19 protein-coding genes are annotated in these 21,538 nt (G+C 36.5%); 9 read left to right on the top strand and 10 right to left on the bottom strand.

Annotated elements, in window-relative coordinates:
* The first annotated feature begins 75 nt into the window (after positions 1-75).
* The 8 genes from ACPZ3T_RS06600 to ACPZ3T_RS06565 all read left to right on the top strand — a co-directional run bounded on the left by ACPZ3T_RS06600 (position 76) and on the right by ACPZ3T_RS06565 (position 4,186).
* Complete coding sequence (locus tag ACPZ3T_RS06600) at positions 76-642, top strand: PDDEXK family nuclease (RefSeq protein ID WP_490274543.1); 567 nt, start codon at positions 76-78, stop codon at positions 640-642.
* A 127-nt stretch (positions 643-769) separates the two neighbouring features.
* The gene (locus tag ACPZ3T_RS06595) at positions 770-1,138 is read left to right on the top strand and encodes a papain fold toxin domain-containing protein (RefSeq protein WP_490274541.1); all 369 of its coding nucleotides are present in this window, start codon (positions 770-772) and stop codon (positions 1,136-1,138) included.
* Positions 1,139-1,161: 23 nt separating this feature from the next.
* On the top strand, positions 1,162-1,503 hold the full coding sequence (locus ACPZ3T_RS06590; RefSeq protein WP_490274539.1) for a hypothetical protein: 342 nt from the start codon (positions 1,162-1,164) through the stop codon (positions 1,501-1,503).
* Positions 1,504-1,628: 125 nt separating this feature from the next.
* On the top strand, positions 1,629-1,892 hold the full coding sequence (locus ACPZ3T_RS06585; RefSeq protein WP_490274537.1) for a type II toxin-antitoxin system ParD family antitoxin: 264 nt from the start codon (positions 1,629-1,631) through the stop codon (positions 1,890-1,892).
* Positions 1,893-1,987: 95 nt separating this feature from the next.
* Entirely contained in the window at positions 1,988-2,539 is a 552-nt protein-coding gene (locus ACPZ3T_RS06580) for a hypothetical protein (protein ID WP_490277141.1), read from the top strand.
* 22 nt (positions 2,540-2,561) lie between these two features.
* Positions 2,562-2,921, top strand: a complete 360-nt coding sequence (locus ACPZ3T_RS06575) for a ribbon-helix-helix domain-containing protein (protein WP_490274535.1) — start codon at positions 2,562-2,564, stop codon at positions 2,919-2,921.
* Positions 2,918-3,319, top strand: coding sequence for a type II toxin-antitoxin system VapC family toxin (locus ACPZ3T_RS06570; RefSeq protein ID WP_490274533.1), 402 nt, complete (start codon positions 2,918-2,920; stop codon positions 3,317-3,319). The genes ACPZ3T_RS06575 and ACPZ3T_RS06570 overlap by 4 nt, the downstream gene beginning before the upstream one ends.
* Before the next feature lie 273 nt (positions 3,320-3,592).
* A complete protein-coding gene (locus tag ACPZ3T_RS06565; protein ID WP_490274531.1) occupies positions 3,593-4,186 on the top strand; it encodes a Uma2 family endonuclease in 594 nt (197 codons plus the stop codon).
* A 75-nt stretch (positions 4,187-4,261) separates the two neighbouring features.
* Here the strand turns inward: ACPZ3T_RS06565 and ACPZ3T_RS06560 are convergent, their stop codons facing one another.
* Complete coding sequence (locus tag ACPZ3T_RS06560) at positions 4,262-4,540, bottom strand: hypothetical protein (protein WP_490274529.1); 279 nt, start codon at positions 4,538-4,540, stop codon at positions 4,262-4,264.
* Complete coding sequence (locus ACPZ3T_RS06555; RefSeq protein ID WP_490274527.1) at positions 4,504-4,683, bottom strand: hypothetical protein; 180 nt, start codon at positions 4,681-4,683, stop codon at positions 4,504-4,506. Before ACPZ3T_RS06555 ends, ACPZ3T_RS06560 begins: the two co-directional genes overlap by 37 nt.
* A gap of 157 nt (positions 4,684-4,840) precedes the next feature.
* On the opposite strand from ACPZ3T_RS06555, the gene ACPZ3T_RS06550 reads away from it, so the two are divergent.
* Positions 4,841-7,873: a CHAT domain-containing protein gene (locus tag ACPZ3T_RS06550; RefSeq protein WP_490274525.1), complete on the top strand. Its 3,033-nt coding sequence runs from the start codon at positions 4,841-4,843 to the stop codon at positions 7,871-7,873.
* Between the two features lie 94 nt (positions 7,874-7,967).
* Here the strand turns inward: ACPZ3T_RS06550 and ACPZ3T_RS06545 are convergent, their stop codons facing one another.
* From ACPZ3T_RS06545 to ACPZ3T_RS06510, 8 genes are all read right to left on the bottom strand, one after another.
* Positions 7,968-8,240, bottom strand: coding sequence for a hypothetical protein (locus tag ACPZ3T_RS06545; RefSeq protein ID WP_490274523.1), 273 nt, complete (start codon positions 8,238-8,240; stop codon positions 7,968-7,970).
* Between the two features lie 576 nt (positions 8,241-8,816).
* Positions 8,817-12,389: a hybrid sensor histidine kinase/response regulator gene (locus ACPZ3T_RS06540; protein WP_490274521.1), complete on the bottom strand. Its 3,573-nt coding sequence runs from the start codon at positions 12,387-12,389 to the stop codon at positions 8,817-8,819.
* Positions 12,390-12,605: 216 nt separating this feature from the next.
* Entirely contained in the window at positions 12,606-16,454 is a 3,849-nt protein-coding gene (locus ACPZ3T_RS06535; protein ID WP_490274519.1) for a GAF domain-containing protein, read from the bottom strand.
* Positions 16,455-16,565: 111 nt separating this feature from the next.
* A complete protein-coding gene (locus ACPZ3T_RS06530) occupies positions 16,566-17,039 on the bottom strand; it encodes a chemotaxis protein CheW (RefSeq protein ID WP_490274517.1) in 474 nt (157 codons plus the stop codon).
* A 26-nt stretch (positions 17,040-17,065) separates the two neighbouring features.
* The gene (locus ACPZ3T_RS06525; protein WP_490274515.1) at positions 17,066-17,428 is read right to left on the bottom strand and encodes a response regulator transcription factor; all 363 of its coding nucleotides are present in this window, start codon (positions 17,426-17,428) and stop codon (positions 17,066-17,068) included.
* Positions 17,413-17,583 (bottom strand): hypothetical protein, encoded by a 171-nt coding sequence (locus tag ACPZ3T_RS06520; protein ID WP_490274513.1) that lies wholly within the window; start codon positions 17,581-17,583, stop codon positions 17,413-17,415. Before ACPZ3T_RS06520 ends, ACPZ3T_RS06525 begins: the two co-directional genes overlap by 16 nt.
* A gap of 189 nt (positions 17,584-17,772) precedes the next feature.
* A complete protein-coding gene (locus tag ACPZ3T_RS06515) occupies positions 17,773-18,969 on the bottom strand; it encodes a response regulator (protein WP_490274511.1) in 1,197 nt (398 codons plus the stop codon).
* 695 nt (positions 18,970-19,664) lie between these two features.
* Positions 19,665-21,458: a peptidoglycan-binding protein gene (locus ACPZ3T_RS06510; protein ID WP_490274509.1), complete on the bottom strand. Its 1,794-nt coding sequence runs from the start codon at positions 21,456-21,458 to the stop codon at positions 19,665-19,667.
* Positions 21,459-21,538 lie beyond the last annotated feature (80 nt).

Here is a 21,538-nt window from a genome sequence, read left to right as displayed (position 1 = left end):
GGATTATTTGATAAAGCAAAATCTTATGACATATAAATTAAAAGCTGTATAGTTTGGCATTTGACATAAAAAGCTATGATTAAACCCATACCAACCAAATATAATGATGTTCAGTTTCGTTCTAGATTAGAGGCAAAATGGGCTGCTTTCTTTGATGGACTAGAATGGGAATGGGAGTATGAACCTTGTGACTTTAACGGATGGATTCCCGATTTTTTACTGAAGTTTGATTCTCCTGTTTTTGTTGAAGTTAAGCCCGTTTATAATTTTCCACAAGATATTGCTGATGAAATAGAAAATTCAGGTTGTTCAGAAGATTGTCTAATTGTTGGAATGACTCTGGATTCATCGAAAAATAGCTCATATTATGGAGTTCAGATTGGTTGGAAAAGAGTCGTGGACTCTGAAGAAGCCTTCTTCTTGGAATCCTCTGATCTAGTTGAGCCAGTTTACGATAATTGGTTTGAAGTGGTCTTTACTCTTGATAAATACAAAAAAATTACTTTTGGTGGCGCACCTAGACACTCACCAGGAATAATTAGCTTTACAGACGGATGGGAAGATTATGGTTCACAAGGCTTAGAAAAAGAAGTTCAAAGATTGTGGAATATAGCAGGGAACAAAGTTAGTTATAAGAGGTAAGTTGGCTGGAGATGTACGCTTCGATACTTGCTGCATAAAAAGTTAAACTTTGCGCCGTAAACCAACACCCAGTCCTGATAAATAGTAATTAGGGTAGAAATATTAAAATTTAGCAACAAGGGCAATTTTGAATAAAGAGGATATAATCTATCAACAAGTTATAGCAATTGCTAGTAGTTACGGGATTTTTGATTGCATTCCCTGTGCTAGAGCAATCAAAGAATTTTTGATTAGACAAAGTATTCATGGCAAGCATATTAAAATAGATACAAATTCTCAAGATCCAATTTATGGCAGAATTTATGATGATAGCATTGGAGAATTGATTGCTACTACAGGTCATCATGAAGGTGTTATAATTGAGGTAAATGGCTTAGAAATTGTTTTTGATAACATCCACCATCAAGGAATAACGCGATTAGAATGGATACAGAATCTCTATTCACCTATTCTAGATGCAGGATTAGAGTTTCAAATCACAGAAAGTTACTTTTAACTTAGAGAATTAGTGAGTCAAGTATGAATGATTTCTACAACTTACTGCAAAAAATCAAAAAAAGACCTGCAATGTATTTAGGTAAAAATTCTATTTTTAGCCTGCAAGCATTTTTAGACGGCTACTACTTTGCCCGTCGAGAAATTGGCATTAGCTTAACAGAAGAAGAAATACAATTCCAAAATTTTCTACAATGGATAAGACACAGATTTAATGTAGAAACAGGTCAGTTATGGTCAAGTATTATTCTTTTCCATTCAGCAGACGAAAAAAGTGCTGTGGATAGATTTTTTACTTTATTTGAAGAATTTAATCAACAGCAGAAAAATCAGGAGATAGAGAAAATTGATCAGGTGGTTCTATAACAATTCAGATACCCGAATTATAAGCTTGACAAGCATCACCAGCATAAATAGTTCCTTGTCTTGCAATGGCAAAAAATGACAAAAATTGCCACGATATAGAAAAGCAGATGGAGGAACTAACCCTGATGAAAAGTATCAATATTTCCTTACCTGACACCATGCGAGCTTATATAGAAGAACAGGTTGCTCAAGGTGGTTACAGTAGTGTCAGCGAATATTTTCGTGAATTAGTGCGACAAGACCAAAAACAGAAAGCGAAAGAACGTTTACAAACAATGCTTCTGGAAGGATTAAACTCTGGAAATGCAACAGAAATGACTGCTCAAGATTGGGAAGATATACACCAAGCACTACGTGAAAGAATTAATAAACGTCAAGGTGCAAATTAGCTGTAATGTTTACCATTAAAAAGATACCTCAAGTTATCAGGGATTTAATAGACTTAGCAACCTACATAGCACAAGATAACAACGGAGCTTTTTATATGACATTGGTATACATAATTACAGTAGGCAATAAAGATATAGAAATTTTACAAAAATTACTGCCAAAAAATCTGACTCAAAATATCCAATTTATAGCAGGTGAAAGTTCTTATAGAGCGCGTTCTTTAACTAGTTCACTGCTTGCTACTCGAAACACACCTGTTGCTCTTGTCTTAGATGCAGATACAGATAACGAATCTCAAATATGGGAAAGGCATGATTTAATTAACTATGCACTAAATCAAGCATCACCTGGGATTCCTTATCAAATCTTTTTTGCAGTTCCCGAAATAGAAATTATATTTTTGCAAGATAAATCATTAATCGAAAAAATAGCACAACGGCAATTTAATGATTTAGAATGGCAATTGGCTCAAAGTAAACCTAGAGAATTTTTAGAGATATTATTTGGTAAGGGTGAACAAATAAATAAAATAATATTTGACAATATCACAGAGCAAGAAATCAAAATATTGCAACAACATCCATTAATACAATCAATAATGGCTTTTATCGCATCGCTGATACCATCTTCTGTGGTAATTAATTAATCATCTGTAGAAAAAGATAACTATGACTCATAGCCAAGAAATGATTCATTTAAACCTAGATTTGTCACCAGAACTCAATCAAATACTAGAAGAGCTATCAAAGAAAATAGGTGTAAGTAAAAGTGATGTTTTACGGCAAGCCATTACATTAATGCAAGTAATGGTAAAAGCAAAAGAAGAAACTCAGAAATTAGGAATACCTGAAGCTAATCAACTTATAGCAAATGAAATAGTATTCTCAACTGATAAAAAGTCAGAGCCTCATCCACTAGATACATTTATGGAAAGACTTGGTGCTTGGGAAGATGAACGTACTGCGGAGGAAATAGTTAAAGAAATTTATGATAGCCGTACTATTTCTAGGTATGATATTAGTTTATGACTTATTTATTAGATACTGACACTTGCATTTACTGGATTAAAAATATTGAACCAGTCAGAAATAAAGTTAAAGAAATAGGATGGGAACGAATCTGTATTTGTAGTATTACTATTGCTGAGTTGTATTTTGGTGCTTACAATTCTCAAAAAGTAGCAGAAAATTTAACTCGTGCAGAAGATTTCATAAACAATATAACTGTCATACCTTTAGAACAAAATACTTTGAAAACTTTTGGTAAACTAAAAGCTGAACTCCGTAAAATAGGACAAGCAGTCGCAGAATTTGATTTACTAATTGCTAGCGTTGCAATGACTAGAGATTATATTTTAGTGACTAACAATACTCGTCATTACAGCCGTATAACTGGACTGAAGCTAGACAATTGGCTCTTATCATAATATCCAAGATAATTGCTGATTTTATAGTTAAAAAATACCTGCGATCGCCTACTCTACATAAAACGCGATCGCCATCACGATCATACCATCCTTAAACTATCTCTCATAAACCCTCTGCGCCCCTCCGCGTAAACCTCCCTTCGGGTTCACCAGTCGTCTACGGAGGGAAACCCTCCTACAACGCTGGTTCACCGCGTCCCTCTGCGTTTCAAAATCAAACATAACCAACCACAAGCCCTATAATCAAAATAAAGTCATAACCATCATTTAACTATGACTCTCCAAGCCTTAGATAAAAATACCTCAATTCCAGAACAGCGATTTCTCCTACCTGGTTATTACACCTGGGAAGAATTGGAGACAATAGAAAACTTAACCGCAGATGCAGCAGGGTTGCGGATAACTTATTTTGATGGGTGCATTGAATTTATGACGCTAGGTGAACAACACGAAATGATTAAAAGCGTGATTGGGATATTACTCGCATTATACTTTTTTGAAAAAGGTATAAACTTTATCCCAGTAGGTAGTGCTACTCGTCGCGCCAAAGAAAAAAGTGCATCCTTTGAACCAGACGAATCGTACTATATAGGAGAGAAAAAGGAAAATCCAGATTTAGCCATTGAAGTGAATATTACTAGTGGCAGCATTGACAAACTAGAGAAATACAAACGGTTTAATATTACTGAAGTTTGGTTTTGGGAAAATAATCAATTTTCACTATTTCACCTCAGAAATGATAGCTATGAGCAAATTAGTCAAAGTGAATTATTGCCAGATTTAGATATAGAACTATTAGCAAAATGTGTTGTCATGCCTTCAATTATGGAGGCTAGAAAAGAGTTTATAGCAGGAATTAAAAAATAACTATTCTTTAACTATGATTAATGAGAAAATAGGAATTATATAGAGACATTACAGTGCAATGTCTCTATATTTTAGTTATTGCATGAGAATGTGACGGATTAAAATACTCATGACTTCATCTGAGTCGGTAGTTGGTAATAGGGGACTCCAATCACCAACGCTGGCGTAACCAATAATTTGTAGGTGGTGAATAGTACTGATGACGGCTTTGGGTGAACCCCTCAATATATGTTTGATTGGTTCTCGTTGGGGAGTTGCGTTTTCCGATGATTGATTACGGATGGGTGAATTGCTTTCTTCCCTCGGTAGATACTGTTCTAATTTTGACTGGTCGAAACTTTTTGATTGTGCCATGATGGTAACATACTCCACTTTTGGATGTTAGATAAAAGCGATCGCGTTCTTCTTTGCGGGATGAGGCGATCGCTTTTATTTTGGATGTTAGATAAAACCGATCGCTGTCTTCTTTGCGGGATGAGGCGATCGCTTTTGATCATGCTTATATATTATTGTATAAAATTATACTTGTCAATTAGTATTTAAGAAAATTTATGAATAATTTTGCAGTTTTCGTATAAACTATGCGATCGCCTACCTTACATTTACAATCACTCCCACTATCATAGGAAGCAGCTTGTCATTATTAATACATCTATGCGGCTTTCTATCATTCCCCTAACACTCCTCCTCACCTTAGCTTCCCCCTCTCTAGCACAAGCACCAACGCCAACAGCACAAGAACAAATTACAGAAGCAGTCATCCTCAACAACAACGGTGAAGGCTTAATTTACAAAGACTTCGTTGGCTTAAACGAATTAGAAACAGCCTTAACGCAATTCCAACAAGCGTTAGCTATCTTCAAAAAACACGGCGCGTCAGCCGGAGAAGCTAACAGCCTTGTTAATATTGGCTATGTATATTTTCGTAAAGGTAAATATTCTCAAGCACTAGAGTATTTTCAGTCATCTTTAAATATTCGCAGAAAAACCCGCGACAAACAAAATGAATGGATACCCCTTTCCTACATAGGTGAAGTGTATGTCAATTTAGGACAAAATTCTCAAGCCTTGCAAGCATATCAAAATGCTGTAACTATTCTCAAAGAACTCAAAGCAGCTAACCCCAAAGATTCTAGCTATCCCAACAGTGAAAAAATCATCCTGGGTGATATAGGTGCAATTAATTTTCGTATGGGAAACTACACGAAAGCCTTAGATTTTTATCAACAAAGTTTAGCTCTGCAAACAGCGAGTGATGATAAAATTGGAGTTATTCAAACTCTCAACAATCTTGGTGTAGTTTACGTTAACTTAGGCAACTACAGCCAAGCCGTAGATTCCTATCAACAAGCTTTAAATAGTTTAGAAAAATGCTGCTCAAATTATCTCGGTACACAAGCAGCAACCATTAATAATTTATCTGGTGTTTATTTTAGCTTAGGACAATATCAAAAGTCTTTGGAACTAGCAGAAAAATCTGCAAATATATATAAACGACTTGGTAACACTAACACTGAGGAAATTAACAAACAAGATATTAAATTACTATATGATTATCTTGGGCAGAACTCCCAAGCTATACAACAAATTACCAGTCGTGCTATTGTTGGTGATGCCTTTGGGAAAGACTCTTTTCAATTCCAAGGTAAAGCACTTAACTTAAATAATATTGGGCAAATTTATGCTAGTTTAGGCAAATTTGACCAAGCACTAAAATTATATCAACAAGCTTTAAATATTTATCAACAAAATAACTATAAATCAGGGGTAGCTGTCACCCTGAATAATATAGCTCGGATTCATAGTAATCTCGGTAAATATCCGACAGCAATTGAGTTAAATCAACAGGCTTTAGCTATTTATAAACAAATAGGCGATCGCACCGGGGAAGGTGTGACAATTAGTAACTTAGGACAAATCTATCAACAGCAAAATCAAGCCGCCAAAGCTGGGGAATTATATCAACAAGCTTTAGCTATACATCGGCAAGTGAATGATCAAGTCAGTGAAGCTACAACCCTCAAATTCTTAGCTGATACCTTAACTACCCAAAATCAACCACAGCTAGCCATTGCATTTTATAAACAATCAGTCAATTTAACTGAAAATATCCGCCAAAATTTACGTATTCTACCAACAGCAATTCAACAATCTTACACAGAAACCGTTGCTGAAAGATATCGCCGTTTAGCTGATTTATTACTGAAACAAAATCGTCCGAGTGAAGCACAACAGGTTTTAGATTTACTCAAAATTCAAGAAATGAATGATTTTATCGGAAATCAGCGAGGTACAACCAAAAAAACAACCGTAATTAATAATAGACAACGAGGAACAAATACAGAAACACCAGCACCGCAAAACTTACCTTTAAAGCCACAGGAAACTGATATTACTCAAAAATATAGCGCGATTCAAGACAAAGCGATCGCTCTCGGACAAGAACTCACAAATCTCCGCAAAATTCCCCAAAGTTCCCGCACACCCACACAAGAAAAACGCATTGCCGAATTAGTCAAACTTGAACAAACAATTACGGCAGAATTTAATAAATTTACCAAAAATCCGGCGGTAGTCGCCTTAGTACAGCAATTATCTGCCAACTCAGGACAAGAAAATCTCAGCTTACGTCAACTTAACTCACTGCGAGATAACTTACGCCAGTTAAATCAAAAAGCAGTCCTATTATATCCCTTAGTTTTACCAGACAGATTAGAGTTAGTTTTAGTTACTGCTGACTCACCCCCAATTCATCGTCCCGTTGACGTTAAAGCAGCCGAATTAAATCAAACAATTACTGAATTTCGCCAAGCCATAGTCGTTCCCTATAAAGATAGTAAAACCCCTGCCAATAAATTATATAATTGGCTGATTAAACCCATAGAAAATGACCTCAAGCAAGCTGATGCTAAAGCAATTATCTATGCTCCAGATAGCAAACTCAGATATATACCTTTAGCTGCATTATACGATGGTAAAAATTGGTTAATTGAGAAATTTATCATCAATAATATTACTGCTGCTAGTTTAACTAAATTAAATAATAAACCCCCAGCATCACTACCCACTCTAGCCGCAGCTTTTACCAAAGGTGATTATCAAGTAGCTATAGGTGAAAGAAAAGAAGTATTAAGCGGATTAGAGTTTGCCAAAACCGAAGTAGAAAACTTAGCCAAGACAATAAAAAATACAAAAATTCTATTTGATCAAGACTTTAGCACTAAAGTAATTATTCCCCAAATGAATGATTACAAAGTTCTACATTTAGCAACACACGGAATGTTAGTTAGTGGTAATCCTGAAGATTCATTTATTCTCTTTGGTGATGGGGAACGTGTCACCCTCAAAGATATAGAAAATTGGTCTTTACCGAATGTAGATTTAGTAGTTTTAAGTGCTTGTCAAACTGGTTTAGGTAAACAATTAGGCAACGGACAAGAAATTCTCGGTTTAGGATATCAAATTCAACTCACAGGTGCAAAAGCATCCATTGCTTCTTTATGGGCTGTTTCTGATGGTGGTACACAAGCTTTAATGAATAATTTTTACACAACATTAAATACAGCGAAAGTCACTAAAGCAGAAGCTTTAAGAGCAGCACAAATTAATTTATTAACAACAGCTAACAGTCAATTTACCCACCCATACTATTGGGCATCTTTTATTTTAATTGGTAATGGATTGTAGATAAGGGTGCATCAGTTTGAGAAAGCTTAACTATACCCAGAAGTTATTCATACTGACGCACCCTATCAACCCCTCAACTGGGGATAAGTGTTGCCTAAGATCCTTTTGGTTGTTGCCATAGGATCAGGTTCAATTGAGAGCAGTAGCAAGAGCCATTATTGATCTCTGGTTGATGTTCAGCTAGCCAATCATAAATTCGTGCCGCCCTTGTCAATGCCACCTGTTCTGATCTATAAAGCTGAGGAGTAGGACAATAGGCTTGTCCATCAATATGTATAGCTGCAATTTGCCAGTAGTCGCTCTCTTCGCCCTCTGGTAAAACTTCTAAAAACCCACTACTATAAGGCTCAATTATTCCTAAATTCATCTGCAACCATCAAGATTTAGACACAACATTAGATACCAGCTATTGCAATGAGTCAAAACTGGAATCATCAAGGAATGCTATAGCAACCCCTGCTCATAATTTTGTGTTCGTAGTCAATGAAAATCTGAATTATTCGTCACTTTTTCATTTTTTATACTAATTTGAACTTTCAGACAGTCCCTACAATGTTTTGCTTGTAGTCTGTAGGGTGTGTGACGCAGCGAAAAGATTTGAACGTAGTAATAAGACTTAATAGCGTCACGCACCTACCATTAATTGTGACACTTGCGTAAGTCTTGTTTATTTTTTGGTGTTCCCTAAGAGGATGTTTGAAAAGTTTGTGGCTGTGACTTTAAGTACATTCAGATCCCCCCTAACCCCCCTTAAAAAACTACTGTGTACACACATCTTTGTGCTGAGGCAAAATGTGACTTGATCCCCCCTAGCCCCCCTTAAAAAAGGGGGAACAAGAATCAAAAGAATCAAAGTCCCCCTTTTTAAGGGGGATTTAGGGGGATCAGATGACTTGTGTGTACATCGTAGCCTTCAAAAAGGGGGGAACAATAATTAAAAAAATTAAACAGTGATAAACTGATTTAAATTCTTGTTTTCTGTATTGATTAATTGCTCAACAATGGCTAGCAATTCATGTTCTAAATAGGGCTTAGTTAAGTAGCCCTGTGCGCCTAATTCCTCGGCAAGTTGACGATGTTTTTCGGCACTGCGGGAAGTGAGAATAACTACAGCCGATTTTGCTAAATTTGGGTTTTGTCGGATATGGGTTAATAATTCAAAGCCATTCATCCGAGGCATTTCTAAGTCAGAAATGACAACTTGAATTTGGGGATGCCGTTGTAACTGTTCTAAAGCTTCTATGCCATTTTGGGCTTGTATGACTTGATAGCCAGATTTTTGTAGAGTCAGAGAAACTGTTTGACGCAGACTTATGGCATCATCTACTACTAAAACTACTCTGGGTGCTTTGGGATTTACTTCTAGAGGTTGACTAGATTGTATTTCTCTGGAGTTATGGGCAGCAGTTAATAAAGGTATTGATTTGATGTGAGAGTCTGCTACTGGTAATGATGAATTATGGGCAGAATTAGCTGCTGGTAATGTGCTTAAATCTAGGGTGGCTTGCATTTCAATAGATTGTAGCAACAAAGTACCATCAATAACTAAGATCAGAGTGCCATTGGGCAAACTACTACAACCATAAATATATTTTGGTGGAGCGATCGCATTTCCTAAAGGTCTAATTACTAGTTCTTGTTCACCGATAATTTGGTCAACTTCTAAGGCAAATACTCCGTGATTGTGCCTCAGCAATAACACAGGGTTATTCATGATTTCTGTGTTATGTTCAGCTAGTAAATTATTATTATTGAGATCGGTAGCCAAGGAATTATTATAAGACATCAAATCAGAAAATTGATAAAGGCTAACCATAGTTTCATCATTATCTATATGACAATGCAAAACTTTTTTACCTTCAAATTCTCTGATTTGCTGCCGCGATGGAATCAATATTTTTTCGATACTATCTAATAGTAAAGCGTAAACAACACCACCAGCTTGAACTAGCATTAATTGGTCGGTAGTCATAGAAAAAGGAATTTTAAATATAAAAGTTGTACCTTGATTCGGTTGAGATTGCACGGAAATTGAGCCGTTAAGTGTTTGTAGTTGAGAACGCACAATATCTAATCCCATTCCCCGCCCGGAAATTTCACTCACCTGATCAACCGTAGAAAATCCCGGTGTAAACATCACATCTAATAAATCAGATTCATCCCAATGAGTATTTTCTGGATGCAGATTTAGTGCAATAGCTTTTTGGCGAATCTTCTCTAAATTTAATCCCTGTCCATCATCTCGAACTTCAATCACCGTTTTACTACCTTGATGGTAGGCACAAATTTCGATGATACCTGTTTCTGGTTTACCTCGTTCCCTACGAACGTGGGGCGACTCAATCCCGTGATCAAAGGCATTACGTACTAATTGTAGAATAGGGTCGTAGATTTTTTCAGCGATCGCTTTATCTATGAGTAATCCTGTACCAGTCAGGCGCAATTCTACCCGTTTTTGATAAACATTACCCAGTTGTTTAACCATCTGGGGAAAAAGATTTAATATATTACCTAACGGTAACATTCTCGCTTCAACTAAATTATCTAACAGATTTAAAGCTAAATGTTGTTGTTTATCACTAATTTGACTAGCTTGTTTTAACAAGAAGTCAATTGATTCTGTTGTTTCTTGTAGTTGCAGGCTTTCTTCTATAGCTTCATGTAATGTCAAATGAAACTCTGTATAAACATCCATCTCCAAAGAATCAAATTTGACCGAAGCAAAGTCTTGTGTATGCTGTGATTGAGCATGGTGTATTTTTAGGGGTAAATCACGTAATTGGTTTAAGGTTTCTTGATGTCTAATCAGTTGTTGAGATAATCTCTCGATAATTTCTTGAACTTGTTCATCATTTAACCCCCGCCTTTTTTGATAAACTAATAACTCCCCAGCCAAGTAATTAATTTTTTGCAGTCCCTCTACATCTACACGCACAGATGAAGTAACTTGATTTTTCTTAGTGAAAGAAGACTGATATTTTTCTTCTATTTGCCCATTACCAACATCAATTACTTTTTCTGCAATATTTGTACTGGCTTGTTCAATCACAGATAAAGATTGTTCTGGGTGGGAATGATGATTTAGTTCTTTACTTTCTGTAATTGCAGGATTTACTAATTCATCTGCTGAATCTTCGTTTGTAGTTCCCCCCCAGATTGATTCTAAAAGATGATTATCTACCACCGCAGTGGTTTTTGATGTATATTTAGAGATTAGCAATTCTTGTAACTTGGGACTTTCTGCCCAATTTTTTTCCTGGGCAGTCACAGGAGGGTGTTTTTTATATGCTGTTGCTAGTGCAGTAATTTTATTTTGTAGGGCTTTAATAAAAGCAATCCGATTGTCAGTTTTTTGATGATAATATTGAAATTTAGCCACCGCCAGCAGCATAATTAAAATCAAGCCTTGACGATAAAGACACAGGCTTTCACTATCACCATCCTCATGAATGAATTGTAAAAACTTATTTAACCAATTCTCAACATAACTCAAGTAATTTTCATCTTCGTGATTGGAAATTAATATATCTAGACACATTTCTGATATAGGAATTTCCGTTTCATGATGAAACCAACCAAATATGTAACGAATTACTTTAAGATAAAATTTAGCGGTTTCTGGTTTAATTCCCTGATTGATATTATTTGTTGATGTAATTAAAAATTGGTAAAATTCATTTTGTGAATCTAAAAATTCAGTCAATGTGTCTGGAGATAATTGATCTGTTGTAGCAATTCCCAGTTCTAGTAAAGCAGTAGAAGGGCTACCACCACAAGTGCGATCGCCTGCTAGGACATCGGCTTGTGCTTGCTGTAAATCTACTAGGGCAATTTCTGCAATCTGGCGTACTTGAGTAGGATTAGTTTCTAAAGCAGCTAAAATTGCTTGAGAAATTTCACCAAAGCCAGGTAAATTCAACGATTCAGCTAATCCCGAAAAAACTTCAGCTTGAGATTTCAAAAATTCGGCAAATTCAGTTAAATCCTCTAAATTATAAATCGCATCTTGAATGCTTTCTAAACGTTGGTTTATACCAGATTCAAAGATGGATTTGACTATATCAAATCCTAATTCTTGGGAAGTAGGAATATATGTGTCCTTGCCAAAATTATCCCCTAATTTGCTTTGAATTTGTGTAAACACTGAATTTGCTCTTTGCAAGAGTTCATCATCATTTATTACACTATCAGTTAGTTCAGAATTTAATGCTAATTTTAAGCATTCATACCCTTGATACAACAGGTTATGTAATTCAAAATCTAGAACAATTTCAGGTTTATATAGAGATTTAAATATATCCTCTAAAGAGTGAGCTATCTTATTAATTACTTCTAAGCCAACAGTAGCAGCACCTCCTTTAATTGTATGAGTTGCCCGCATTAAATTATGCACGGTGGCTGTACTATGAGTTTCAGATAAACTCAATAGTTCTTGTTCAATAGTTTGTAGTAATTCAGGTGCTTCTGCGAGGAAATAAATATAGCCCTGTTCACGGATTTCAGCGTCGGTAATCATAATTTTAATGGTTTAAGGATATAAGTTATGAGGGTGTAGGGTTTTCATTAATCAGGGTGTGGGGAATGGGGTATATAGTGTAGGAATGAATAAATTCAAAACTCAGGGATTTCTACTTTCCCCACTACACCCTACCCCCTACACCCTAGTTTCAGTAATTAAGAGGAGAATTATATCCCCTCTTAAATATCTATCCCCTTGTGCTTACTACCTCATTTAACTCACTTTGAACTTACTAGCAGTTGTTAACAAATCTTGTGCCATATTTGATAAATCTTGGAATACAGCAGCAATTTCTTGAGATTCACCAAAAGTTTTGTTAGCGATTTCTGCAACATCTTTCATGGAATTAGTAACAGATACCGATTGCCCCATTTGCTTTTGTGTAGCATCAGTAATTTGATGAATTAATTGACTAATTTCCGCAGTGGCAGAAACGATCGCATTTAAGTTTTGTCTGGTTTCATTGACAAAATTTGTACCTTCTACCACCTGCTGAATCCCTGTTTCCATTGCTACCGCCACTTCCCCAGTTTCCTCTTGAATTTCTTGGACTAATTTTTCAATTTCAATGGTGGCGGCGGCTGACTGGCGGGATAAGGAACGGACTTCATCGGCTACCACAGCAAAGCCTTTGCCATATTCCCCGGCGCGTGTAGCTTCAATGGCAGCATTCAATGCTAGTACGTTTGTCTGTGTAGCAAAGTTACTAATCAAATTCACGACTTTAGAAATTTTCTGGGAAGACTCACCCAAGCGTTTAATCTTTTTACTCGTTTGAGCCACAGTTTCACGAATGGCTTGGATAGCTTGCACTGTCTGGTTCATTGCTGCATCACCAACTTCAACAGTTTGGTTGGCTTGCTTGACTGCTACTTGTACCAACTCTGCACTACTAACCACGGCTTGAGTAGCATTAACCATCTGTTCAATCTCACTTAAAGCCATGTTGATTTCGTCAGACTGTTGTTGAGCTAAATTATTTAAGCCGGCGAGGGAAGCATTACTTGTACTAGAAGTTTCGGCGACTTTTTGGGAAGAAGTTTGTACTTGCAATACAATCTGCCGTAGTGCTTGCAGGGTATTGTTATAAGCATCTGCAATTGTGCCTAGTTCATCTTCCGTAATCGGCGCACGTACTGTTAAATCACCGTTGAGAGCCGGTCTAACGGCTGTCAGCAGTTGAATAGAACGCTGTTGCAGTAATTCTTTAGCGGCTTTATCCCGTGCCGCAGCTTCTGCTAGTTGAGCTGATTGGGTTTGGAGTTTTTGCAAGTATTCAGTTTGCTGTAATGCTAGTCCTAGTTGGTCGCCAATTCTGGCTAACAAGGCTACTTCTGATTCTTCCCATTCACGCACATCAGAATTTTGATAGGCTGCCAAGAGTCCCCACAATTTTTCCCCAAAGAAAATCGGCACTATCACATAGGCTTTAGCTTCAAACTGCTCTAAAATCTCGATGTGGCAGGCAGCATGACCTGTTTGATGGATATCATTCACCACCAAGCTTTCGCCCTTGACATAGCGACCCCCTTCAGTTTCTTGCAGGTAGGTATCTTCCCAAACAGTTTTGATATCGGGGCCGACTAATTTCACCCAATTACTACCCACAGATTCCGCAACAAATAAGCCACTCCAATCAGGGTTAAACTGAAAAATAACTACGCGATCGCATTTCAATAATTGCCGTACATCCTGGGTACTAATCTTGAAAATTTCCTCTAACTCTAAAGCTTGCCGAATACGGTTGACTATCTTGGTAAAGGCTTTTTCTTGTTCTGCTATTTGAGTTAATTTTTCAGTTTTTAGTCTGACTTCTTCTAGATAATCTAACTGGGATTTAGCTAGGCTAAATTGTGAGGCAATTTGATTTAAGAAACTAGTTTCCCAGTCTTGCCATTCCCGAGGGCTAGAATTTTGATAAACTGCCAATAAACCCCATAATTTTTCACTAAAGAAAATGGGGACTATAATGTAAGCCTTCGCATCGAATGCTTCTAATATTTCTATATGACAAGGTTGAAAACCTGCTTGATAGATATTATTGACAACAGAATGCTCACCTCGGATAAACTTCCCGCCTTGATGATCTTGGAGGAAGCTATCGTTAAGAATAGTTTTTTCCTCAGATGTGACTAACCTTGTCCAACCTTGTCCAACAGACTCAGCGACAAATTTGCCACCCCAATCAGCATTAAACTGATAAACCGCAGCGCGATCGCATTTGAGGAATTGACGGATTTCTTGAGTGGTATTTCTAAAGATACTATCTACATCTTGGGCTTGGCGGATGCGGCTAACTATTTTAGTGAAGGATTTTTCTTTTTCCGCAACTTGAGCAAGTTGTTGAGATTTGAACTGTAATTGTTCTAAATAATCTAATTGTGCTTTAGCTATGCTTAATTGTGAGGCAATTTGGTTTAAAAAGTTGATTTCCCAGTCTTGCCATTCACGGGGGCCAGAGTTTTGATAAAGTGCTAGTAAACCCCATAATTCCTCCTTAAACATAATGGGAACTATGATGTAAGCTTTAGCTTCCAATGAGTTTAATAATTCTAGATGACAAGGATTGAAACCAGCCTTATTAATATCATTAACGACGCAATTTCTGCCTGTAAAATAATCACAGGACTCCGTATCTTTGAGAAAAGTATCACTAATTTCAGTGCCGATAAATGGTGTCCAACCTTGACCAACTGATTCAGCGATAAATTTGCCGCTCTCTTTTGAGATAAACTGATAAACACCCATGCGATCGCATTTGAGAAATTGCCGCACTTCTTGGGTAGTAGTTTTGAAAATAGTTTCTACATCTTGAGCTTGACGGATGCGGTTAACTATCTTGGTAAAAGCTTTTTCTTTTTCAGCAATTTGCACTAGCTGTTCAGATTGCATCCGCATTTGTTCTAGGTATTCTGCATAAGCTATAGAAACACCTACTTGCAAACCAATCTGACTCAAAAAGTTGACTTCCCAGTCTTGCCAATTACGAGGACCAGAATTTTGATAAGCTGCCAATAAACCCCATAATTTTTCACCCGTAAATACAGGAACAATGATATAAGCTTTGATTTCAAACTGTTCTATAACATCTAAATGGCAGGGAGAATGAACTGATTTGTAAACATCATGAATCACAGAGCATTCATTATGGCGATAACGTCCACCTTGGGTTTCTTGGAGGTAAGTATCTTCCCAAATTGTTTTGATGCCTGGCCCTACTAGTTTTACCCAATTATTACCCACAGATTCAGCTATATATTCCCCACTCCAATCAGGATGAAAACGATAAAGACTGACGCGATCGCATTTCAATAATTGCCGGACTTCTAGAGTGGCAATTTGAAATATTTTCTCGATGTTGGATATCCGTAAAATCTTATCAATGACTTTGCTTAATGACTTTTTAGACTGTTCCTGTAGGTGCGATTCTCTATAAACTTCAAATGCTTGTAATCTGTAAGTTAATTCTGTGGTAACTTGGAATACTAGCGTGATTTCTACTTCTTGCCATTGCCTAGCCTCACTACAACTATTAATAGCTAGTATCCCCCAAACCTGACCTTTAACAAGAATTGGTACACTTAAGTTAGTTTGAATTTGAAATTTATCCAGCAGTTGTTTTTGATAGGCAGTGAGTTGTACTTGATTACCTTCATCAATTGCTATTGGCTCGACATATTCATGATTATTATGTAAACCAAACATAATACCTGGGATTTTTTCACCCAAAGTAGGTGTCCAACCGAAGGCTCTAGATTCTGCTAAAACTGTGCCAGATTCAGGAGAATTAAATTGATAAATAAAAGCGCGATCGCAATTCAGATGTTCTCTGATTTTCTCCACAGTCACCTGCAAGACTGTATCAAAATCAACCGCTTGACGCATACGAATTATAATGTCTTGTAACTGCTGCCGCCAAGCTTTAAATTCCTGTGCGATCGCCTGAGATATTTCTTCTTGATAATTATTATTTAAAGTAACATTATCTTTTGTGTTTTCTATTGCCTCTACTTTAGCTAATGAATTGTCATTGACATTATTTTTCTGATATGTAATTGCCATGCCTTGAACCTCAAATAATTATCGATTGAAGATATTAAGCCTGAATTAATTAATCAGGTATTACCACAGTTATGAGTCAACAATAAATCTCAAATAACCCGTTATTTATACTTAATTATGATGAGCATATGCAGGAGAATGTATAATAGCCTCAGCATCAAGATTTAAGATCATTTTCTCGTCATCGTTCATGAAATATCCTTGTAAAAAAGGAACTATTAATGGCGAAAATAATTCGGCAGATGCTGCTTTCATTTGCTGGGTATCTAACCACTCAATATCCATCAACTGCCTGACTAATAAACCTAAATATTTACCATTCTCTTCTAGTACAATTGCCATCATTTTCACCACCATATTTGCTGCTTGTGATAGTGGTGGATAACCAAGCATTTCATCTAAATCAACTAACCACAGCATTTCATCGCGCCAGTTATAAACGCCCAGAATATAACTAGGCATTTGCGGCACGCCACATATATCTCCCAAAGATATTTGTAAAACTTCTGTGATTTGGTCTAAGGAAATTACTGCTGTATCTCCAACTCCCAAATTAAAACTTAAAAATTTTTGCTGCTTCTCCAAAGTAATTAGTCCTTTAATTACAATGCTTAATTAACAAACTTCTTTAAAGTTAGTGCTAATTCTTCCTGATTAATTGGTTTAGAAAGATAAGCTTCTGCACCTAGCATATTTCCCCAAATTTTATCTACATCGCTATTTTTAGTAGAACAAAATACTACAGGAATTGTGCTAGTATCGGGGTTACTTTTGAGTTCTCGACAAATTTCAAAGCCACTTTTACCAGGTAAAATTACATCCAGCAATATTAAATCTGGTTTAGTATTATCTATTTTAACTTTCGCTTCTTCACTACTTGTGGCACTAATGACAGAACAACCTGCTTGTTGTAAATAACGTGTGAGGATTTCCATATCCGTCAAGCCATCTTCAATAACTAAAACAGTAGCCATAGCAATTCCTTAGATAGATTTGATAAATTACCCAACATCAATTCAATAGTTATTGAACAGTTAGCAGTTAAATCATTAATTGTAGGCGTTGGTAGTTGGTAAGAGTCACCTTGCCAACATCTATCTGTTGCTGATTTCTGTTGACTGTTCAACAATTTAAGCAATTTCTCACGAAGTTGCTAGTTTGTTGTTATTGTCATTGTTTATTGATAAAACTGGTTCAGAGAAATTACTTAATGTTACATTTTTTATTATTGATAATAATAAAAAAAATGTAAAATTTAAAACTTAATTTTCAGGTAAAAATATGCCCAATCTCATGCAAATATTCCGTTGCTCATCACTCAAGCCATACCTTGATGAAAAACTTCAAAATCTGATTTACTGTTAACTGTAGATGAAGAAGTTACAGGCAAGTATTTACGTACAATGCTCATCACTTTATCTGTCACCACAGGTTTAGCAAGAAAATCCGTAGAGCCGACTACCTTAGCGCGCACTCTATCTAATAATCCATCATTACCTGTTAAAATAATTATGGGAGTATTGGCAAAAGCAGAAATCCGTCGTAACTGAGCGCAGATTTCGTAACCACTAGCGACAGGCATAATCAAATCTAAAAAAATCAGGTCTGGTTTTTCCTGAATCAAAATTGGCAAAGCCTGTACAGCATCTTGAATTTTGATAAACCTGAGTCCATGTGAAGTAATAATCTCCTCCAGCATTTTACAGACTTGAGGACTATCATCTACACAAGCTATTAATAGAGAAGGATCTGTTTTTGGTTGTGCAGAGATAGATTTATTTGGCTGCTGTATCAAAACTAGAGGTAAATCAGGTACTTCGACTAATTCAATGATGCCTTTGAGAATGTAAGGAAGCAAGGAACGAGAAACAGGTAAAACATTCTGTTTTGTTTTGCTGGCTAACTCTCGCAGTGTCAGTTTGCCATTAATCAAATTTACAAAGTTTTTGTATACTGGGGGACTGACTAACTCTTGTAGTTGTTCTGGTCTTCTAATGACTGGTGCTAAGTCAGGAAAAAGATTAGCTAAACCAGCTTGTGTCCAAAGATTCCATGAGTCTTGCATTTGTTTGAGTGAGACATCTGCACTCGTGAAACTCATGGGTGTTTCTAAAATCACCTGTTGATTGCGATCGCATTTGACTGCCACAAACTTTGTCTTCTGGGCTAAGTCAAATAAAAGTTCAGCTAAAGTGTTCTCCACAATAGCATGAATTTGTTCTCTTTGAATTTTTTGTTTTTTATACAAAATTTCCAAAAGACGATAGTCCCAGTAATTCATAGCTACGTCTTGCTGGCGTAACTGAATTTTATCAACATCAATTTGTGGACAATGTTGAGCCATCAGTCTACGCCATCGCCGAAACGGATGTGTTCCTCCTGTTGCCCAAACTATCCGCCCTAGTCGATAATAGAAAGTCCATTGATGTCCCTTTGGACTCGTTAGAATTAACTGGCCATTGTATTGCAGTTGCGTGCAAACTTTAAATTCATCTAAAATGTTATTTGATACCATCTGTTGTAGGTGTTCATAATTTTGTGTCTTTCATTGACAAGCCAGCTTTTTCAACAGTAAATCTATTGAGATACCCTGTTCAAGCTTCTTAATGTTGATAAAGTTTAAAAATTTATTTATGGTGCTTTTTTCAGAGTAGACTTTTAATTTTTGATTTTGTGAAGGTAACAAAATCAATTCGATCCTGAAATAATCAGGTAAGTTTAAAAATTATAAAATTACATCAGTTGAGTATATGAAATCAAAAATTTTCTCAACCTACTGTAAATTAAATGTCAACTTTTCAGGAATTAAATTAAATTGCTACACCTCAGTATATACTCCAACATTAAGATACTTTTATTAGATGTAACTATTTTAGGGGCTGTTAATTTGATTTATATCCGTGGAAATTCTGATTTTTATTGATAATAAAAACCCCATCAGTCAATATTTTTAATTAGTTTTATAAAAGAGTTAAAAAAAATAACTTTTAGTTACAAAATTTATATATTTTACCCAAGTTTATCACTAGGTTTATATGACTATTGATAGTCAAAGTCAGCCAGGAAGCATGAAGGAACTTAGTAGGATGCTGAAGATACTTAGGATTTCTTATACTCATGCACCCTACATTTTGATCTTTTTATATCTATAATTACTGTCGTTGTAGCTTGATATTTGCAATATCTTTGAACGTTAGCATTTGCGGTTTACTAATCTTGAAAAATCATAATATTGCCAGAATAGCAAGCTACCCAAATTTCCCTAGTTTGGGGATCGTAAGTAATTCCAATGGGATGAGACTCTACATGGACTTTTTGTAACACTTTCATGTCACTAGTGCGAACTTTACTGACTGTGTGTTCTTTATAATTAACAACATAAAGTAACTGACCATCATCAGATAACACCATACTTCGGGGTGTTTTGCCTGTGGTGACTTTATCTACAACTTTTCTTTGCAATAAACTGATTTTGGCAATTTTTCCCTCACCATTTAAAGAAGCATAGAGATATTTACCTGTAGGATCTATATTTAAATGACGTGGTGAACTGCCTATATTTTTCAGCCATTTGACTGAAAAGTCTCTCAAATCAACTTCAGCAATATTATAAGAACCCATGACGGCGACATAAGCTTTTTCGGAATTGGCATTGACGGCAATTCCGCGAGGGTATGCTCCGAGTTTAATCCGTTTAATTTCCCTATTTTGATTCGCATCTACAATGCTGACATCCCAAGAACACCAATTGCTGACTAATATTAGTTGCTCATCAGGTGAAGTGGCGACAAATTTAGGAACTGAACCAACTTGAATGACTCTATCAATCTCTAGGTTCTCTGTGTTAATTCTATATAAAAAACTCTTGTCGGTTTTTTGAGATGGATGACATTTATCACTACCAGGGTTGTTAAAACCGGGGCCATACATTTGATAGTTAGACACCCAAGCATATTTTCCATTGTGGGAAAAACTCGCCTCCACTGGCGCGCCTCTGTATTTACCTGGTTTTTTCGCGTAACCATGTTTAGATAAATCGACTGCATCGGGAATCACTTTTACTAACTGATAATCCCGGTTATAAACAGTGATGGAGTGGTTATACATCATATTCTGGGCGAAAAATAGGCCATTACCGGAATAAACCACAGATTTAGGCGAAATTTTAGCCGAAGAAATGGTTTTCACCAATTTCATCCCTGGAGAGCGAGGAGCAACTTTTGCTGGTGGTGGTGCAGTTTTAACTTGATTGTTAGATGGTGGAGGCTGATCTATAATTGTAGGCTCTGGAGAAGTTGCTAAAAAAGGTGTTGAGTTGAACGCTCCTCCATGAGATTCTAGAGCTGATAATGTTTGTTTGCCGGCGATACCATCAACAATCAGTTTGTTGTTTTGTTGAAATTTGATGACGGCTGCTTGGGTAGTTTCATCAAAATAACCTGTGATGGGTGCATTAAAGTATCCAGAAGCTTGCAATTTTTGTTGTAGGGACATCACCCGATAACTATTGTCGCCTCTTTTGAGCGATCGCTTTGATGTTACCTGGGGTTGCTGCTCGTTGACAACTGAACCAGAGGTAGTAGGTTGAGTATTTAACGACACTGACACAGCTAACCCCACACTAGACTCTAGAGCCGCTAGTGTCTGAGAACCAACTATACCATCAACCTTTAACCCATGAGCTTGCTGAAATTTCACTACTGCGGTGTGTGTGACAGAGCCAAAATATCCTGTAGCTTTGTGTTGAAAGTACCCAGCCTCTTGCAGTTTTTGCTGAAGATAGGTGACTTGAGGACTTCTATCACCTCTTTTGAGTGCGATCGCTGGATACGATACACTTAAAGAAGCGAGAGCCAAGGAAACAGCTAATATTAAAATTCCCCTCTGATTTTTTATCCATGTTAGTTCGTGAAAGTATACATCAGCTTCAGTAATACTTTGCTGTTCCAAACTGGTAGATGCTTGGTAACTATCGGCTAGATGCAAATAAGCAAGTGTTTCCATAATCAGAAATTAACTAAGACACGTCTTAGTTATTGTAAAATTTGGAACTCATTGTATCACTTGTACTGATAAAGGGTCTA

This window comes from Aliinostoc maniaoense (genome assembly GCF_058172895.1).
This window is presented reverse-complemented; position numbering and strand designations above follow the sequence as displayed.

Bases quoted from the DNA above. Each gene is read 5' to 3' on its own strand.
- ACPZ3T_RS06560 (WP_490274529.1), bottom strand. From the start codon at position 4,540: ATGGCACAATCAAAAAGTTTCGACCAGTCAAAATTAGAACAGTATCTA.
- ACPZ3T_RS06590 (WP_490274539.1), top strand. From the start codon at position 1,162: ATGAATGATTTCTACAACTTACTGCAAAAAATCAAAAAAAGACCTGCA.
- ACPZ3T_RS06555 (WP_490274527.1), bottom strand. From the start codon at position 4,683: ATGATCAAAAGCGATCGCCTCATCCCGCAAAGAAGACAGCGATCGGTT.
- ACPZ3T_RS06570 (WP_490274533.1), top strand. From the start codon at position 2,918: ATGACTTATTTATTAGATACTGACACTTGCATTTACTGGATTAAAAAT.
- ACPZ3T_RS06545 (WP_490274523.1), bottom strand. From the start codon at position 8,240: ATGAATTTAGGAATAATTGAGCCTTATAGTAGTGGGTTTTTAGAAGTT.
- ACPZ3T_RS06525 (WP_490274515.1), bottom strand. From the start codon at position 17,428: ATGGCTACTGTTTTAGTTATTGAAGATGGCTTGACGGATATGGAAATC.
- ACPZ3T_RS06515 (WP_490274511.1), bottom strand. From the start codon at position 18,969: ATGGTATCAAATAACATTTTAGATGAATTTAAAGTTTGCACGCAACTG.
- ACPZ3T_RS06575 (WP_490274535.1), top strand. From the start codon at position 2,562: ATGACTCATAGCCAAGAAATGATTCATTTAAACCTAGATTTGTCACCA.
- ACPZ3T_RS06535 (WP_490274519.1), bottom strand. From the start codon at position 16,454: ATGGCAATTACATATCAGAAAAATAATGTCAATGACAATTCATTAGCT.
- ACPZ3T_RS06540 (WP_490274521.1), bottom strand. From the start codon at position 12,389: ATGATTACCGACGCTGAAATCCGTGAACAGGGCTATATTTATTTCCTC.
- ACPZ3T_RS06510 (WP_490274509.1), bottom strand. From the start codon at position 21,458: ATGGAAACACTTGCTTATTTGCATCTAGCCGATAGTTACCAAGCATCT.
- ACPZ3T_RS06565 (WP_490274531.1), top strand. From the start codon at position 3,593: ATGACTCTCCAAGCCTTAGATAAAAATACCTCAATTCCAGAACAGCGA.
- ACPZ3T_RS06550 (WP_490274525.1), top strand. From the start codon at position 4,841: ATGCGGCTTTCTATCATTCCCCTAACACTCCTCCTCACCTTAGCTTCC.
- ACPZ3T_RS06580 (WP_490277141.1), top strand. From the start codon at position 1,988: ATGACATTGGTATACATAATTACAGTAGGCAATAAAGATATAGAAATT.
- ACPZ3T_RS06600 (WP_490274543.1), top strand. From the start codon at position 76: ATGATTAAACCCATACCAACCAAATATAATGATGTTCAGTTTCGTTCT.
- ACPZ3T_RS06585 (WP_490274537.1), top strand. From the start codon at position 1,629: ATGAAAAGTATCAATATTTCCTTACCTGACACCATGCGAGCTTATATA.